Origin of the sequence: Limimaricola cinnabarinus, from assembly GCF_002723615.1 — a bacterium.
GTDB lineage: Bacteria > Pseudomonadota > Alphaproteobacteria > Rhodobacterales > Rhodobacteraceae > Limimaricola > Limimaricola cinnabarinus_B.
In genome coordinates, this window is the sequence record NZ_KZ304958.1 from 18,648 (window position 1) to 34,246 (window position 15,599).

Here is a 15,599-nt window from a genome sequence, read left to right on the forward strand (position 1 = left end):
CATCTGCGAGGCGCCCGCGCCATGCTTCGTCGAAAAGGAGAAACCGATGAACGCACAACGCCCCACGTCACGCGGCGGCAGGCGGCCCCGGATCGTCATCGCCGCCGATTGCCTGAATCGGCTCGAAGCCCTCGCGGAGCGCGCGATCGAGCGCGACCCGGATCTTGCCGACCGATTGCTCGGCGAGATCGGCCGGGCCCGTATCGTCCCGGCGGCGAAGCTTCCGGCGAACGTGGTGGCGATCGGCCGCGCGGTCACCTACCGCGATGAAACCACCGGCCGGGAAACGACCGTCACGCCGGTCTTCCCCGAGGAGGCCGACATCGCATGCGGCCGGATTTCGATCCTGACCCCGATCGGGGTCGCATTGATCGGCCTGGCCGAAGGCGCCTCGCTCCATTGGGATACCAGAGACGGCAAGCGACGGGTGCTGACCGTGCTCCGCGTCGTTCCCGATGATGCCGCCGAAGTGCTGGAGGCCGGATAGGCAATGCATCCCGGGCCTCGCGCTCTGCCGGGGCAGGGACGCCGACCGTTCAGCGGGGGGCCATGAGATCGGCCATGATCGACGCTCCGGGGCGAAGCGGATCCGAAGACGGCTTCGAGCGCCTGCCCGGCATGGATCCTTTCCCCTTTCCCTCGCGGAGAGAAGGATCCCCTTTTCCCGGCGCGCGGGCGTTGCCTCGTCGCCCGCCTCAAGGGCATAGCGCCTCGCGGCAGCCCGAGGCGCGGGACGCGAACGCGCGGCTATCGCCCTTGCCCATCTCTGCGGTAGGCTGTTTCGGCCGCATGGGCTGCAACGGGTGATGTGACATGGAAGACGATACCGGCGGAGGGACCTCGCCCTGCTTTGCCCATCTGCTCGTCGACGGGCATCCGGTCGATGCCGAGACGGCGCGCGACGTGGCGCGGTTCAGGCGCGCCGAGCGGGCGCGGCTACTCGCGGCCCGCACCATGCCCGTGCAGGAGCGCGAAAGGGCGACGGCGGCGCTGATCGCGGGCCTCGACAGGATCGTCGCGCCGAAGCCCGGCATCACCATCGCGGCCTACTGGCCGATCCGCGGGGAGCCGGATCTGCGGCCATGGATGGCCAGGGCCCATGCGGCGGGTGCGGGCATCCTGCTGCCGGTCGTGGTCGCCAAGGCCATGCCGCTCGAATTTCACGGCTGGTCGCCCGGCTGCCCTATGGTCCGCGGCATCTGGAACATCCCCGTGCCGGCGGATGGCGAGGCGCGCGTGCCCGATATCGTCATCGCGCCCCTCCTCGGCATCGACCGGGATCTTTACCGGCTCGGCAATGGCGGCGGCTATTACGACCGGACCTTGGTGCGGCTTCAGCCGCGGCCACGGATCATCGGCCTGGGCTTCGCGGGCTGCGATCTGCCGAGCATCTATCCGATGCCGTGGGACGTGCCGATGAATGAGGCGCTTCTTGCGGATGGCACGGGCGCCGTGGCAGAGCGTCCCGCCCGGCATGTCACGGGCTGACGCCGCCGCACGGTCTCGGCCGCCTCCACGCTCCTCGAAGGCGACCGACCAACGCCGGACATTACCCTACGTCGCAAGGCACCGATAGACTTTCAAATATTTCTTCAAGATATGCGCGGCGGCATTGGGGTAGGCTTTGTTGATCGCAGGGAGATTTCGACATGATCCGCAGCCTCTACCGGTAACCGGTTCGAATATCGCGGCATCGCCTTGCGCGGCGCTTGGCCTTGAGCGAACACGGCCCACCCGGATCACCCCCTTTGCGAGACCGCGGCTCGATGCGCTTGCATGTCATCGAGCGACAGAGATGGAACCGGCGTCAAGATCGGTCCCGTCGCAGCCGAGAGGGAGGACACCATGGCTGACACTTCCATTGGGACACCGGAGCAACTCCGCGATCCCAATTTCACGCCGCCGCTCTACAAGGCGATCCCGCTGGGAATCCAGCACGTGCTCGCCATGTTCGTGGCCAATGTCACCCCGGCCATCATCGTCGCGGGCGCGGCGGGCTTCGGTTTCGGCTCCAACTCGCCCGATTTTCCCGAGCTGCTCTACCTGATCCAGATGTCGATGCTCTTCGCGGGCCTCGCCACGCTGTTGCAGACGATCACCGTGGGGCGCGTCGGCGCGGCGCTGCCGATCGTGCAGGGCACCTCGTTTGCCTTCCTGCCGGTGATGATCCCGCTGGTGGCCGGCAAGGGGGTGGACGGCCTCGCCGCGCTTTACGGCGGCATCATCGTGGGGGGGCTGTTCCATGCCAGCCTCGGCCTCGTCATCGGGCGCATCCGCTTTGCGCTTCCGCCGCTCGTCACCGGCCTCGTGGTGACGCTGATCGGTCTCGCCCTGGTGCAGGTCGGCATCCAATACGCGGCGGGCGGTGTGCCGGCCAAGGCCTCCGGCGCGGCCGAATACGGCTCGGCGCTCAACTGGTCGGCCGCCTTCGTGGTCATCCTCGTGACGCTCGGGCTCAAATTCTTCACCCGCGGCATGCTTGCGGTCTCGGCGGTGCTGATCGGCCTGATCGCGGGCTATTTCTACGCGCTGGCCGTCGGCATCCTGACGCCCGAGGCGATCGCCGGGTCGTGGAACAACGCCGCCGCCTTCGCCCTGCCCGATCCCTTCCGCTACGGCATCGACTTCACCGTCGCCGCGATCCTGGGCTTCTGCCTGATGGCCTTCGTTTCGGCGGTCGAGACGGTGGGCGACGTGTCGGGCATCACCAAGGGCGGCGCGGGGCGCGAGGCGACCGACCGCGAGATCGAGGGCGCGACCTTCGCCGACGGCCTCGGCACCGCCGTCGCCGGCGTGTTCGGCGGCCTGCCCAACACCTCGTTCAGCCAGAATGTCGGCCTGATCGCCATGACCGGCGTGATGAGCCGCCACGTCGTCACCTGCGACGCGATCTTCCTGATCGTCTGCGGGCTGGTGCCCAAGGTCGGCGGGGTGATCCGCACCGTTCCGATCGAGGTGCTGGGCGGCGGCGTGATCGTGATGTTCGGCATGGTCGTCGCCGCCGGCGTGTCGATGCTGTCGGAGGTCGACTGGAACAAGCGCAACATGGTGATCTTCGCGGTGTCGCTGAGCCTTGGCCTCGGTCTGCAACTCGAACCGCAGGCGGTGCAATACCTGCCGGAGACGGCGCGGGTCCTGCTGACATCGGGCCTTCTGCCCGCGGCCTTCATCGCCATCGCGCTGAACCTGCTCCTGCCGGAAACGCTCGCCGAGGAGACCTTTCCGCCGGTGCCGGACCCGAATGCGCGGATGATGCCGCCCGAAACGCCCCGGCACTGAAGCCGCCTTCGAGAACCGGACGCCAGCCCTCGACGGGCTGGCGTCTTGCCATGAAGCTGCACCAGCTTGCGCCGACACGGATGACAGCGGCAGGGAGGGCCGGAGCGATGCAGACAGAGCCGATGACCCCACGGCGCCGGGGGCGCCCGCGCGGCAGCCTCAAGGATACAAGACCACCGGCGATCAAATCGCTCGATCGGGCCATCGATGTGCTCGAAAGGATCGGCGCGGGCGGCACGACATTGTCGCTGCTGGCCGCCGATCTCGATGAATCGCCCTCCACGCTCTACCGCGTATTGTTGACGCTCGAGGCGCGCGATCTGGTCGAGTTCGAAGAGGACGGGCAGATCTGGCACATGGGGTCCGGCGCGTTCCGGTTGGGGTCGACCTTTCTGCGCCGCACCAATCTCGTCGATCGGGCCCGGCCGATCCTGCGCCGCCTGATGGAGGAGACGGGCGAAACCGCCAATCTCGGCGTCGAGCGCGGCGGGCAGGTGCTGTTTCTCAACCAGGTCGAGACGCATGCGCATATCCGGGCCTTCTTTCCGCCGGGAACCGTCTCGGCGATGCATGCCTCGGGGATCGGGAAGGCATTGCTCTGCACGTTCGATCCGGCGCGGCGCGACCGTATTCTCGATGCGCACCCGCTCGAACGCTTCACGCCCCGCAGCCTGACCGATCGCGCCGCCCTGATCGCCGATCTCGACCGCTGCGCCGCGCGGGGCTATGCCGTCGATGACGAGGAGCGCAACGAGGGCATGCGCTGCATCGCGGCGGCGGTCTGCGATGCGCAAGGCGAAGCGGTGGCAGGGCTGTCGGTCTCCGGGCCGGTGGCCCGGCTTGCCGATACGGATCTGCCCCGGCTGACCGAAGCGGTGCGAGAGGCCGCGGCGCAGCTGACGCGGGCGATCGGGGGCATCGCGCAAGCGCGCTGATCCTTGCGCCGCGATCGAGACCACGCAGGAACAAGCCGGTCGGTTGCCAGTGATGCGCAAGGCCGCGCTGCCGATCGGGCCGGGCTGCTTTCTGCAACCGGGGTGCCCTGCCGCGCCTGCACGGCCCCGCGCCACGGCGGCGCAAACCGCATCTGCCCCAAGGCGCGGCCGATCCCGGTTTCGGCGATATCCTTCGGCTCCAGCCCGATCATCTGGAAAATCAAGAAAGTCATAAACATACGGCCGGCCACGGCCCGCGGCGAGTGAAAAATGCAAGGCACTGATATAATTTAATTTATCTTAATAATGCGAAAAGGAAAAACGATTTCAAAAATATATACGGCTCGGTTGGCGCATCCTAACCTCTCTCCAAGGCACTCCATGGAGGATAGGATGAGCTTTCAGAACCCGGTCTTCATTCCAGGTCCGACCAACATGCCGGAGGCGCTGCGCCAGGCCTGTTACATGCCGACGATCGATCATCGTTCGCCGGTTTTCGGAAAGATCCTGCATCCCTGCCTCGACGGCGTGCGAAAGGTGCTGAGATCCGAGAGCGCGAAGATCTTCATCTTTCCCTCGACCGGCACCGGCGGCTGGGAAACGGCGCTGACCAACACCCTTTCGCCGGGCGACGGCGTTCTGGCCGCGCGCAACGGCATGTTCAGCCATCGCTGGATCGACATGTGCCAGCGCCACGGGCTGGATGTCACGGTGGTCGAGGCGGCCTGGGGCGAGGGTATTCCCGCCGATCGCTACGAGGAGATCCTGCGCGCCGATACCGCGCATGAGATCAAGGTCGTGCTCGCCACGCATAACGAGACCGCGACGGGCGTGCGCTCGGACATCGCCGCCGTGCGCCGCGCGCTCGACGCGGCGGGGCACCCGGCGCTGCTCTTCGTCGATGGCGTCAGCTCGATTGCCTCGATGGAATTCCGCTTCGACGATTGGGGCGTCGATATCGCCGTCACCGGCAGCCAGAAGGGCTTCATGCTGCCCGCGGGCCTCGCCATTCTCGGCTTTTCCGACAAGGCGATGAAGGCGGTGGAAACGGCGCGGCTGCCGCGGACCTTCTTCGACGTGCGCGACATGATGAAGGGCTACGCCGCCAATGCCTTTCCCTACACGCCGCCCGTCGGGCTGATGAACGGGCTGAAGCTGTCGCTCGACATGCTGCTCGAAGAGGGGCTCGACGAGGTCCATGCCCGCCACCACCGGATCGCGGAGGGCGTGCGCCGGGCGGTCGGCGCCTGGGGGCTGGAGCTCTGCGCCGTCTCGCCGGATCTCTATTCCGACACGGTGACGGCGGTGCGCACGCCCGAGGGCCATGATGCCACCGACATCGTCACCGTCGCGGCCGAACGCTACGGCATGGCCTTCGGCGTCGGGCTGGGCGAGGTGGCGGGCAAGGTGTTCCGCATCGGCCATCTGGGTTCGCTCACCGACGCGATGATGCTGTCGGGCCTCGGGGTCGCGGAGATGGTCATGGTCGATCTCGGCCTGCCGATCACGCTCGGCTCGGGCGTGGCGGCGGCGCAGGAGCATTACCGCCATGGCAAGGCCGCCCCGGCCGAGGCGGCGGCGTGATGAAGGATCAATGCGAGATGCCCATCCCGACCTATGAGGACGTGAAGGCCGCGCATGAGCGCATCCGCCCCCATGTCCACCGCACCCCGGTTCTGACCTCGTCGCATCTGAACGACCTCGCCGGCTGCGAGCTGTTCTTCAAATGCGAGAACTTCCAGAAGGCCGGCGCCTTCAAGGTGCGCGGCGCCTCGAACGCGGTGTTCGGCCTTTCGGACGAACAGGCCAGGCGCGGCGTGGCGACCCACAGCTCGGGCAACCACGCGCTGTCGCTCAGCTATGCCGCCGGGCGGCGCGGCATCCCGTGCCACGTGGTCATGCCGCGCACCGCGCCGCAGGCCAAGAAGGACGCGGTGCGCGGCTATGGCGGCATCATCACCGAATGCGAGCCCTCGACCTCCTCGCGCGAAGAGTACTTCGCCCGCGTGCAGGAAGAGACCGGCGCCGATTTCGTGCATCCCTACAACGACCCGCGCGTGATCGCGGGGCAGGGGACCTGCGCGCGCGAGCTGATGGAGCAGATGGGCGAGAGGGGCGGCGGGCTCGATTGCGTCGTCGCGCCGATCGGCGGCGGCGGCATGATCTCGGGCAGCTGCCTGACGTTGTCGACCATCGCGCCCGAGGTGAAGATCTATGCCGCCGAGCCCGAGCAGGCCGACGATGCCGCGCGCAGCTTCCGCGCCGGCCACATCATCGCCGACGACGCGCCCGAGACCGTCGCCGACGGGCTGAAGGTGCCGCTCAAGGATCTGACCTGGCATTTCGTGTCGCACCACGTGACCGACATCCTGACCGCTTCGGAGGCCGAGATCGTCGATGCGATGGAGCTGATCTGGAAGCGCATGAAGATCGTGATGGAGCCATCGAGCGCGGTGCCGCTCGCGACCATCCTGAAGAACCCGGACGTCTTCGCGGGCCAGCGCGTCGGCGTCGTCATCACCGGCGGCAATGTCGATCTGAACAAGCTGCCATGGATGCAGAAATGAAAGGCCACGCCATGAAGGACCATTCCCACCAAGACCTCGAAGTCGGTTTCGACGTGCCTGCCCTGCCGGGCATGGATGCAAGCGAGATCCAGACGCCTTGCCTGATCCTCGACCTCGACGCGCTGGAGCGCAACATCAGGAAGATGGGCGATTACGCCAAGGCGCATGGCATGCGCCACCGCTCCCACGGCAAGATGCACAAGTCGGTCGATGTGCAGAAGCTTCAGGAAGAGCTTGGCGGCGCGGTCGGCGTCTGCTGTCAGAAGGTCTCGGAGGCCGAGGTCTTCGTGCGCGGCGGGATCAAGGACGTGCTGGTGTCGAACCAGGTGCGCGACCCGGCCAAGATCGACCGGCTGGCGCGGCTGCCCAAGCTCGGCTCGAAGATCATCGTCTGCGTCGACGACGTGGACAACGTGGCCGACCTGTCGGCCGCGGCCGAAAAGCACGGCACGGTGATCCACTGCTTCGTCGAGATCGATTGCGGCGCCGGGCGCTGCGGTGTCACCACCACCGAGGCGGTGGTCGAGATCGCCAAGGCGATCGACGCGGCGCCGGGGCTCGAATTCACCGGACTGCAGGCCTACCAGGGCGCGATGCAGCACATCGACAGCTTCGAGGAGCGCAAGGCCAAGCTCGACGCCGCCATCGCGCAGGTGACCGAGGCGGTCGAGGCGCTGAAGGCCGAGGGGCTGGAGCCCGAGCTGGTCTCGGGCGGCGGCACCGGCAGCTATTACTTCGAGAGCAATTCGGGCGTCTACAACGAGCTGCAATGCGGCTCCTACGCCTTCATGGACGCCGATTACGGGCGCATCCATGACAAGGAGGGCAAGCGCATCGACCAGGGCGAATGGGAGAACGCGCTGTTCATCCTGACCTCGGTGATGAGCCACGCCAAAGCCGACAAGGCGATCGTCGATGCGGGGCTCAAGGCGCAGTCGGTCGATAGCGGCCTGCCCTTCATCTACGGGCGCAGGGACGTCGAATACGTCAAATGCTCGGACGAGCACGGCGTGGTGGCCGACCCCGAGGGCGTGCTGAAGATCAACGAGAAGCTGCGGCTGGTGCCCGGTCACTGCGACCCGACCTGCAACGTCCATGACTGGTATGTCGGCGTGCGGAACGGCAAGGTCGAGACACTCTGGCCGGTCTCGGCGCGCGGCAAGGCCTACTGAGCTTTCGCCAAGCACCGCCGGGGGCGGGCGCCGCCCCCGGCCCATTCGAACGACAGGACATTCCCATGATCATCGTGCCCGAAGCGGTCATCGCCGACCTCATCACCCCCGAGGCGAGTTTCGACGCGGTCGAACAGGTCTTTGCCTCGATGGCGGCGAAATCGGCCTACAACTTCCCGGTCATCCGCGAGGCGATCGGCCATGCCGACGCGCTTTACGGCTTCAAGTCGGGCTTCGACCGGGCGGGGCTGAATCTCGGGCTGAAATCGGGCGGCTACTGGCCGGGCAATGCCGAGCGCGGCCTGACCAACCACCAGTCGACCGTCTTCCTGTTCGACGCCGACACCGGCAAATGCCGCGCCGTGGTGGGCGGCAACCTGCTGACCGCGCTGCGCACCGCCGCCGCCGCCGCCGTTTCGGTCGCGCATCTGGCGCGAAAGGACGCGAAGGTGCTGGGCATCGTCGGCGCGGGGCATCAGGCGGCGTTCCAGCTGCGCGCGGTTGCCGCGCAGCGCGGTTTCGAGCGCGTGGTGGCCTGGAACCGCAGCCCCGAAAAGCTCGACCGTCTGGCGAAGGTCGCCGCCGAGCTGGGCCTGCCCTTCGAGAGCGTCTCGCTCGACGATCTGGGCGCGCAATCGGACGTGATCGTCACCATCACCTCGAGCTTCGACGCGATCCTGCGCGACGCGCAGGTCCGGCCCGGCACGCATCTGGCCTGCATGGGCACCGACACCAAGGGCAAGCAGGAGGTCGAGGCGGCGCTGCTGGCCCGCACACGCGTCTTCACCGACGAGATCGCGCAGTCGGTCAGCCTCGGCGAGGCGCAGCACGCGATCGCGGATGGCCACCTGCGCGAGGCCGACATCGCCGAGCTGGGCGCCGTCATCAACGGCACCCATCCGGGGCGGGCTTCGGCCGATGAGATCACCCTGTTCGACGGCACCGGCGTCGGGCTTCAGGACCTCGCCGTCGCCTCCGCCGCGGTCGATCTCGCGGTCGAGAAGGGCGTCGCCGTCGAGGTGGAGTTCTAGGTCATGGCCCTGCGCGTCGCGATCAACGGCTTCGGGCGGATCGGGCGCAGCATCCTGCGCCTGCTGGCGACCGCGCGGCGCGACGACGGCATCGAGATCGCCTGCATCAACGACATCGCGCCGCTCGACAGCTGCGCCTACCTGTTCGAATATGACAGCGTGTTCGGCCCCTTTCCGGGCCGGATCGAGGCGGGCGACGGGGTGCTCTCGGTCGAGGGGCGGGCGATCCCGTTTCACCACGAGGCCGACCTGTCGCGGCTCGATCTTGCGGGGGTCGACCTGGTTCTGGAATGCACCGGCCGGGCGAACGACCCCGCCGTGGCCGCGCGCGGGCTCAAGGCCGGGGCGGGGCGGGTGCTGATCTCGGGCCCGTCGGAGGCGGCGGAGGCGACCGTGGTGCTTGGTGCCAATGACGGGATCCTGGCCGATCAGCGCATCCTCTCCTGCGGCTCCTGCACGACCAACGCGCTCGCGCCGCTGTTGCGGCTCATCGACGGGCTGTTCGGGCTCGAGGGCGGGCACATGACGACGGTGCATTGCTATACCGGGGCGCAGCCCACGGTCGACGCGCCGCGCGCCGATCCGGCGCGCAGCCGCGCGGCGGCGCTGTCGATGGTGCCGACCAGCTCCTCGGCCGGGCGGCTGACCGACCTGGTCCTGCCGGATCTGGCCGGGCGGGTGAGCTGCACCGCGCTGCGGGTGCCGGTGGCCAGCGTCTCGGCGGTCGATCTGACCGTCAGGCTGCGCGACCGGGGCGACATCGACGCGCGGCTGCGCGCGGCGGTGGCGGGGTCGCCTGTCCTTGGCTGGACCGACCGGCCGCTGGTCTCCTCGGACCTGCGGGCGCGGCCCGAATCCCTGATACTGGCGGGCCCCGAGATCCGCCACGGCCCCGAGCTGAGCCGCCTGTTCGGCTGGTACGACAATGAATGGGGCTTTTCCAACCGGATGATCGATCTGGCGCTGCGCATGGGCGCGCGCCGGTAAAGGAGACGAAACATGTCGCTCGATGACACCAAGATCGCCGCCGACCGCGAGGCGGCGCTGAATTATCATGCCGAGCCGCGGCCCGGAAAGCTGGAGATCCGCGCGACCAAGCCGATGGCGACGGGGCGCGATCTGAGCCGCGCCTATTCGCCCGGCGTGGCCGAGCCCTGCCTCGACATCGCCGCCGATCCGGCATTGGCGCGGCGCTACACCGCCAAGGGCAACCTCGTCGCCGTGGTCTCGAACGGCACGGCGGTGCTGGGCCTGGGCAATATCGGCGCGCAGGCCTCCAAGCCGGTGATGGAGGGCAAGGCGGTCTTGTTCAAGAAATTCGCCGGCATCGACTGCTTCGACATCGAGGTGGACGAGACCGACCCCGAAAGGCTCGCCGATCTGGTCTGCCGGCTGGAGCCGACCTTCGGCGCGATCAACCTTGAAGACATCAAGGCGCCCGACTGCTTCATCGTCGAGAAGATCTGCCGCGAGCGGATGGGCATTCCCGTCTTTCATGACGACCAGCACGGCACCGCCATCGTTGCCGCCGCCGCCGCCAGCAACGCGCTGCGCATCACCGGCAAGCGGTTCGCGGAGATCCGCATCGTGGCGCTCGGCGCAGGCGCCGCCGGGATCGCCTGCCTGAAGATGCTGATGGTGATGGGCGCGCGGGCCGAGCACATCACCATGATCGACAGCAAGGGCGTCGTGCATGACGGGCGCGAGGACCTGACCCCGGAAAAGGCCGAGTTCGCGCGACGGACGGAGATGCGCAGCACCATGGAGGCGATGGAGGGGGCGGACCTGTTTCTGGGCGTTTCCGGGCCCGGCCTGCTGACGCCAGAGATGGTGGCGCGGATGGCGCCCGACCCGATCGTCTTTGCGCTGGCCAACCCGGTGCCCGAGATCATGCCCGAGGCGGCGCGCGCCGCCGCACCGGGCGCGCTGATCGCCACCGGGCGCAGCGATTATCCCAACCAGGTCAACAACGTATTGTGCTTTCCCTTCATCTTCCGGGGCGCGCTCGACGCGGGCGCGACCACGATCAATGACGAGATGAAGATCGCCTGCGTCGAGGCGATCGCCGGGCTGGCCCGCGCCCCGGCCAGCGCCGAGCTTGGCGCGGCCTATCAGGGCGAGCGGCTGAGTTTCGGCCCCGACTACCTGATCCCCAAGCCCTTCGACCCGCGGCTGCTGCCCACGGTCGCGACCGCGGTGGCCCGTGCGGCGATCGAAAGCGGCGTGGCGACGCGCGATCTCGATCTCGACGCCTATGCCGCGGGGCTGCGCGGGCAGGTTCATCGCTCGTCGCTGGTGATGCGCCCGGTGTTCGAGGCGGCGCGCAGCGCCGGTCGGCGCATCGTCTTTGCCGAGGGCGAGGAGCCGCGCGTGCTGCGCGCCGTGCAGGCGATGCGCGAGGAAGGCATGGCAAGGCCGATCCTGGTCGGCCGCCCCGAGGTGGTCGCGGCCCGGATCGAGCGCGAGGGGCTGTCGCTGCAGCCGGGCGAGGCCTTCGATCTGGTCAACCCCGAGAGCGACGAGCGCTACCGAGACTACTGGGGCAGCTATCACGCGATCATGTCGCGGCGCGGCGTCTCGCCGGATCTCGCCAAGGCGATCCTGCGCACCAACAGCACCGCGATCGCGGCGGTGATGGTGCATCGCGGCGAGGCCGACAGCCTGATCTGCGGCACGGTCGGCGCCTATTCCTGGCACCTGAAATACGTCTCGGAGGTGCTCGCGCGCGATCATCTGCAGCCGGTGGGGGCGATGTCGCTCATCCTGCTCGATCGCGGCCCGCTCTTCGTGGCCGACACGCATGTCCATCTCGAACCTGACGCCGGGCAGATCGCGCAAACGATGATCGCCAGCGCCCGCCATGCGCGCCGCTTCGGCCTCGCGCCCAAGGTCGCGCTGTGCTCGGGCTCGCAATTCGGCAGCCTCGACAGCCGCGCGGCCCGCGCCGCGCGGGATGCGATCGCGCTGCTCGACGCGCAAGGGGCCGATTTCGAATACGAGGGCGAGATGCACACCGATGCCGCGCTCGACCCGGATCTGCGCGAGCGGCTCCTGCCGGGCAACCGGCTGCGGGGCAGGGCCAACATCCTAGTCTATGCTGGCGCAGAGCCCGCGGGTGCCGCGCGCAACCTGCTGAAATCCATGGCCGAGGGCATCGAGGTGGGGCCGGTGCTCATGGGCATGGGCAACCGCGCCCATATCGTGACGCCGGGCGTCACCGTGCGCGGCCTGCTGAACATCTCGGCGCTGGCCGCGACGCCGGTCGAGAGCTACGGCTGAGCGCTCGGCGCAGGCCGGGCGGGCCAAGGGGGGCCGGCCCGGCGTGACGGCATTCTCAAACTTTTGACGAAGGTAATTGAAACAGAACCGACCTACCGGAGCGGGCCGCTGGCGTTGCACGTTCCGAGGAAACGGTTTTCGGGCAAATCCGGGATCGAGATCCCGATTGCCCCGTCGGCTCGGACGCGTGGAGGAGACGCGTTCGATATCTTGGCCGACGACAAATCCCGGGAGGAGAACTGAATGACGACAATCCGTGACACGACCGATGGCCGCGATGCGGTCGACGAGATGATCCCGCCGGGCAAGCTGTTCACGCTCGGGCTTCAGCATGTTCTGGTGATGTATGCCGGCGCCATCGCGGTGCCGTTGATCATCGGCCGCGTGCTGGGGCTCGACTCCGAGCAGGTGGCCTTCCTGATCTCGGCCGATCTTTTCGTCTGCGGTCTCGTCACCATCATCCAGTCGCTCGGCGCGTCGAAATGGTTCGGGGTGCGGCTGCCGGTGATGATGGGGGTGACCTTTGCCAGCGTCGGCCCGATGGTCTCGATCGGGATCGCCAATCCGGGCACCGAAGGGGCACGGATGATCTTCGGCGCGATCATCGGCGCGGGCGTGATCGCGATGCTGATCGCGCCGCTGGTCAGCCGGATGCTGCGCTTCTTTCCGCCGGTGGTCACCGGCACGATCATCCTGGTGATCGGCGTGACGCTGATGCGGATCGGCATCAACTGGATCTTCGGCCTGCCGGTCGGTCCGACCGCGCCCAAGCTCGTCGATCCCAGCCATGCCGCCTGGCTCGAACAGGTGCGCGCCATGACCGGCGCCCCCGAGATGCCCGGCGGCCTGGCCATCGCGCCCTCGGCCGAGAACCCGGCCTATGCCGCGCCTGTCAACATCGCCATCTCGGCGGTGGTGCTCGGCACGATCATCCTCGTGATGAAGCTCGCCCGCGGCTTCTGGTCGAACATCTCGGTGCTCTTGGGCATCGTCGTGGGGGGCAGCGTCGCCGCCTCGCTCGGGATGATGCATTTCGAGCATGTCGCGACCGCCGACTGGTTCGAGCTGATCACGCCGTTCCGCTTCGGCCTGCCGATCTTCGACCCGGTGATGATCCTGACCATGACGCTGGTGATGATCGTGGTGATGATCGAATCCACCGGCATGTTCCTTGCCCTGTCGGACATGTGCGAGCGCAAGCTGGAGCGTCCGACGCTCTCGGCGGGGCTGCGTACGGATGGCTTGGGCACCCTGATCGGCGGTCTGTTCAACACCTTTCCCTACACCTCGTTCAGCCAGAATGTCGGACTCGTCGGCGTCACCGGCATCCGCTCGCGCTATGTCTGCGTGATGGGTGGCGCGATCATGATCGTGCTGGGGCTGATCCCCAAGATGGGGGCGCTGGTCGAGGCGCTGCCGGTGGCGGTGCTGGGCGGCGCCGGGCTGGTGATGTTCGGCATGGTCGCGGCGACCGGCGTGCGCATTCTCGGCGGCGTCGATTTCAAGCTGAACCGCTTCAACGGGTTGATCGTGGCGATCTCGCTCGGTGTCGGGATGATCCCGCTCATCGCGCCGGACTTCAAGATGCACATCCCCCACGCGATCCACCCGCTGATCGACAGCGGCATCCTGCTGGCCTCGATTTCGGCGGTGCTGCTCAACGCCGTGTTCAACGGCACCTCGGCCGAAGCCGAGGCGCAGGCCCGCGAAAGCGCGCTGGCCTCCGACGGAGCGCACTGAAACAGGGCGCGGCAACACGCGGCGCGGCAGCGCCGGACCACCGGGAGGCCGCCCATGCGGCCTCCCTCGTCGCATCGGGACCGGGCGCCGCCCGTCCCGCCACCGGATAGACCCCATGCTCCTGCCCCTGTCGCTGCTGTTCGTCGGTGCCGTCCTCGTGCTGAACGGCATCTGGATGACCGGGCGCATCGACGATCGAGAGATCGTCCTGATCAACCTCGTGACCGCGACCGTCACCGCCGCGGTGGCGGTGGCGACGGCGATCGGCGCGGCCGAGATGGCGGCGGTCAGGTCGGCGGCGCTGACCTTGCTGTTCACCACCACCTATCTCTGGGTCGCCTACAACCGGATGACCGGCGCCGATGGCCGTGGCCTGGGCTGGTTCAGCCTTTTCGTCTCGCTCACCGTGCTGCCGGTGGCGGCGCAGGCCGTGATGGCGGCAGAGGGGCCGATGTCGCTTTGGCTGGGCCTGAACTGGGCCGCCTGGTCGGGGCTGTGGTTCATGTATTTCCTGCTGCTGGCGCTCGGGCGTCCCCTGCTTCGGGTCACCGCCCTGGCCACGCTGGCCAGCGGCGTCTTCACCGGCTGGCTGCCGGGGCTTGTCCTGTTGAACGGCTGGGGATCGTGATCGCGCGGCTCGTGCCGTCCTTGCCGAAGCTGCGCTGAATCGCCTCGACGAGAAAATCGATGAACAGCCGCGTCTTCGGGTCCTGATGCCTGCGATGCACGAACAGGCAAGCGAGCTGCACCGGCAAGGGAGGCGTCTTCTCGCAGACCTGCACCAGGGCGCCGCTTTCGAGATAGGGCGCAACCTCGATGAGCGGCTTCATGATGATGCCCTGATCGGCCAGCGCCCAATCGGTCAGCACGTCGCCATCGTCGGATTCGAGCCGGCCGCGCACGTCGAACCGCCGCGGACCCTCACTCGTCGACAGCATCCACTGGAACTCGGTCGCGCCGGGAAAGCGCAGGTTGAGGCAGCTGTGCCGGCCCCCCTCGATCTCGCGGCCTTCCGTGGGATGGCCGGCGCGGGCGATGTAGCCGGGGCTCGCGCAGAGCACCCGCGGGCAATCGGCGATGTTGCGGATGCGCAGGCTGCTGTCTTCGGGCCGGCCGAGGATGAAGGCCAGGTCGAGCCCCTCGGTGGCGATGTCGACCTTGCGGTCGCTGAGCCGCAGCCGAATGTTGATCAAGGGATAGGCCTCGCAGAACCGCGGGATCTGCGGCGCGATCAGCCTTCGCCCGAGACCCAGGGGCGCCGCGATGTGCAGCGTGCCGCGCGGGTTCTCGGTGGTGTCGTCGACCGCGGCCTCCGCCCGCTCGACCGTGGCCAGGATATCCTGCGCGCCTTCGTAGAAGATCTGGCCATGCTCCGTCGGCGACAGGCTGCGGGTGGTCCGCAGGAACAGCCGCACGCCGAGATGCTCCTCGAGCTGGGCGATGCGGGCCGAGGCCACCGCCGCCGAGATACGCTGATCCCGCGCCGCCGCCGACATGCTGCCGAGTTCGTATATGCGCGTGAAGGTCCGGATATTGTCTAGATAGGCCATTATTCATCTATTTTTGACAGTCATGCTTCATCGGCAAAGATACACA

At 67.9% G+C, this 15,599-nt stretch carries 13 protein-coding genes; 12 read left to right on the top strand and 1 reads right to left on the bottom strand.

What is annotated here, in order from left to right; translation table 11 throughout:
* Nucleotides 1-46: 46 nt before the first annotated feature.
* From rnk to CJ301_RS09675, 12 genes are all read left to right on the top strand, one after another.
* Nucleotides 47-487: a nucleoside diphosphate kinase regulator gene (gene rnk / locus CJ301_RS09620; RefSeq protein ID WP_099276963.1), complete on the top strand. Its 441-nt coding sequence runs from the start codon at nucleotides 47-49 to the stop codon at nucleotides 485-487.
* 326 nt (nucleotides 488-813) lie between these two features.
* Complete coding sequence (locus CJ301_RS09625) at nucleotides 814-1,488, top strand: 5-formyltetrahydrofolate cyclo-ligase (protein ID WP_099276762.1); 675 nt, start codon at nucleotides 814-816, stop codon at nucleotides 1,486-1,488.
* A 357-nt stretch (nucleotides 1,489-1,845) separates the two neighbouring features.
* The gene (locus CJ301_RS09630) at nucleotides 1,846-3,279 is read left to right on the top strand and encodes a uracil-xanthine permease family protein (RefSeq protein ID WP_099276764.1); all 1,434 of its coding nucleotides are present in this window, start codon (nucleotides 1,846-1,848) and stop codon (nucleotides 3,277-3,279) included.
* A gap of 122 nt (nucleotides 3,280-3,401) precedes the next feature.
* Nucleotides 3,402-4,214, top strand: coding sequence for an HTH-type transcriptional regulator BhcR (bhcR, locus tag CJ301_RS09635; protein ID WP_254050118.1), 813 nt, complete (start codon nucleotides 3,402-3,404; stop codon nucleotides 4,212-4,214).
* Nucleotides 4,215-4,607: 393 nt separating this feature from the next.
* Nucleotides 4,608-5,798: an L-aspartate--glyoxylate aminotransferase BhcA gene (bhcA, locus tag CJ301_RS09640; protein WP_099276768.1), complete on the top strand. Its 1,191-nt coding sequence runs from the start codon at nucleotides 4,608-4,610 to the stop codon at nucleotides 5,796-5,798.
* Entirely contained in the window at nucleotides 5,798-6,781 is a 984-nt protein-coding gene (gene bhcB, locus CJ301_RS09645; protein WP_099276770.1) for a beta-hydroxyaspartate dehydratase BhcB, read from the top strand. Before bhcA ends, bhcB begins: the two co-directional genes overlap by 1 nt.
* Nucleotides 6,782-6,792: 11 nt before the next feature.
* Entirely contained in the window at nucleotides 6,793-7,953 is a 1,161-nt protein-coding gene (bhcC, locus tag CJ301_RS09650; RefSeq protein WP_099276965.1) for a 3-hydroxy-D-aspartate aldolase BhcC, read from the top strand.
* A gap of 65 nt (nucleotides 7,954-8,018) precedes the next feature.
* Nucleotides 8,019-8,984, top strand: coding sequence for an iminosuccinate reductase BhcD (gene bhcD, locus CJ301_RS09655; protein ID WP_099276772.1), 966 nt, complete (start codon nucleotides 8,019-8,021; stop codon nucleotides 8,982-8,984).
* 3 nt (nucleotides 8,985-8,987) lie between these two features.
* A complete protein-coding gene (locus tag CJ301_RS09660) occupies nucleotides 8,988-9,971 on the top strand; it encodes a type I glyceraldehyde-3-phosphate dehydrogenase (RefSeq protein ID WP_099276774.1) in 984 nt (327 codons plus the stop codon).
* A gap of 12 nt (nucleotides 9,972-9,983) precedes the next feature.
* The gene (locus tag CJ301_RS09665; RefSeq protein ID WP_099276776.1) at nucleotides 9,984-12,263 is read left to right on the top strand and encodes an NADP-dependent malic enzyme; all 2,280 of its coding nucleotides are present in this window, start codon (nucleotides 9,984-9,986) and stop codon (nucleotides 12,261-12,263) included.
* Between the two features lie 243 nt (nucleotides 12,264-12,506).
* On the top strand, nucleotides 12,507-14,003 hold the full coding sequence (locus CJ301_RS09670; RefSeq protein WP_099276778.1) for a nucleobase:cation symporter-2 family protein: 1,497 nt from the start codon (nucleotides 12,507-12,509) through the stop codon (nucleotides 14,001-14,003).
* A gap of 115 nt (nucleotides 14,004-14,118) precedes the next feature.
* Entirely contained in the window at nucleotides 14,119-14,631 is a 513-nt protein-coding gene (locus CJ301_RS09675) for an AmiS/UreI family transporter (protein WP_099276780.1), read from the top strand.
* Here CJ301_RS09675 and CJ301_RS09680 read toward each other — a convergent pair.
* Nucleotides 14,582-15,553, bottom strand: coding sequence for a LysR family transcriptional regulator (locus CJ301_RS09680; protein ID WP_099276782.1), 972 nt, complete (start codon nucleotides 15,551-15,553; stop codon nucleotides 14,582-14,584). The genes CJ301_RS09675 and CJ301_RS09680 overlap by 50 nt on opposite strands.
* Between the last annotated feature and the right edge of the window lie 46 nt (nucleotides 15,554-15,599).

What these genes read in the sequence shown, in the direction of transcription:
- bhcB (WP_099276770.1), top strand. Translation starts at nt 5,798, where the DNA reads ATGAAGGATCAATGCGAGATGCCCATCCCGACCTATGAGGACGTGAAG.
- CJ301_RS09625 (WP_099276762.1), top strand. Translation starts at nt 814, where the DNA reads ATGGAAGACGATACCGGCGGAGGGACCTCGCCCTGCTTTGCCCATCTG.
- CJ301_RS09660 (WP_099276774.1), top strand. Translation starts at nt 8,988, where the DNA reads ATGGCCCTGCGCGTCGCGATCAACGGCTTCGGGCGGATCGGGCGCAGC.
- CJ301_RS09630 (WP_099276764.1), top strand. Translation starts at nt 1,846, where the DNA reads ATGGCTGACACTTCCATTGGGACACCGGAGCAACTCCGCGATCCCAAT.
- bhcA (WP_099276768.1), top strand. Translation starts at nt 4,608, where the DNA reads ATGAGCTTTCAGAACCCGGTCTTCATTCCAGGTCCGACCAACATGCCG.
- bhcD (WP_099276772.1), top strand. Translation starts at nt 8,019, where the DNA reads ATGATCATCGTGCCCGAAGCGGTCATCGCCGACCTCATCACCCCCGAG.
- rnk (WP_099276963.1), top strand. Translation starts at nt 47, where the DNA reads ATGAACGCACAACGCCCCACGTCACGCGGCGGCAGGCGGCCCCGGATC.
- CJ301_RS09670 (WP_099276778.1), top strand. Translation starts at nt 12,507, where the DNA reads ATGACGACAATCCGTGACACGACCGATGGCCGCGATGCGGTCGACGAG.
- CJ301_RS09665 (WP_099276776.1), top strand. Translation starts at nt 9,984, where the DNA reads ATGTCGCTCGATGACACCAAGATCGCCGCCGACCGCGAGGCGGCGCTG.
- bhcR (WP_254050118.1), top strand. Translation starts at nt 3,402, where the DNA reads ATGACCCCACGGCGCCGGGGGCGCCCGCGCGGCAGCCTCAAGGATACA.
- CJ301_RS09675 (WP_099276780.1), top strand. Translation starts at nt 14,119, where the DNA reads ATGCTCCTGCCCCTGTCGCTGCTGTTCGTCGGTGCCGTCCTCGTGCTG.
- bhcC (WP_099276965.1), top strand. Translation starts at nt 6,793, where the DNA reads ATGAAGGACCATTCCCACCAAGACCTCGAAGTCGGTTTCGACGTGCCT.
- CJ301_RS09680 (WP_099276782.1), bottom strand. Translation starts at nt 15,553, where the DNA reads ATGGCCTATCTAGACAATATCCGGACCTTCACGCGCATATACGAACTC.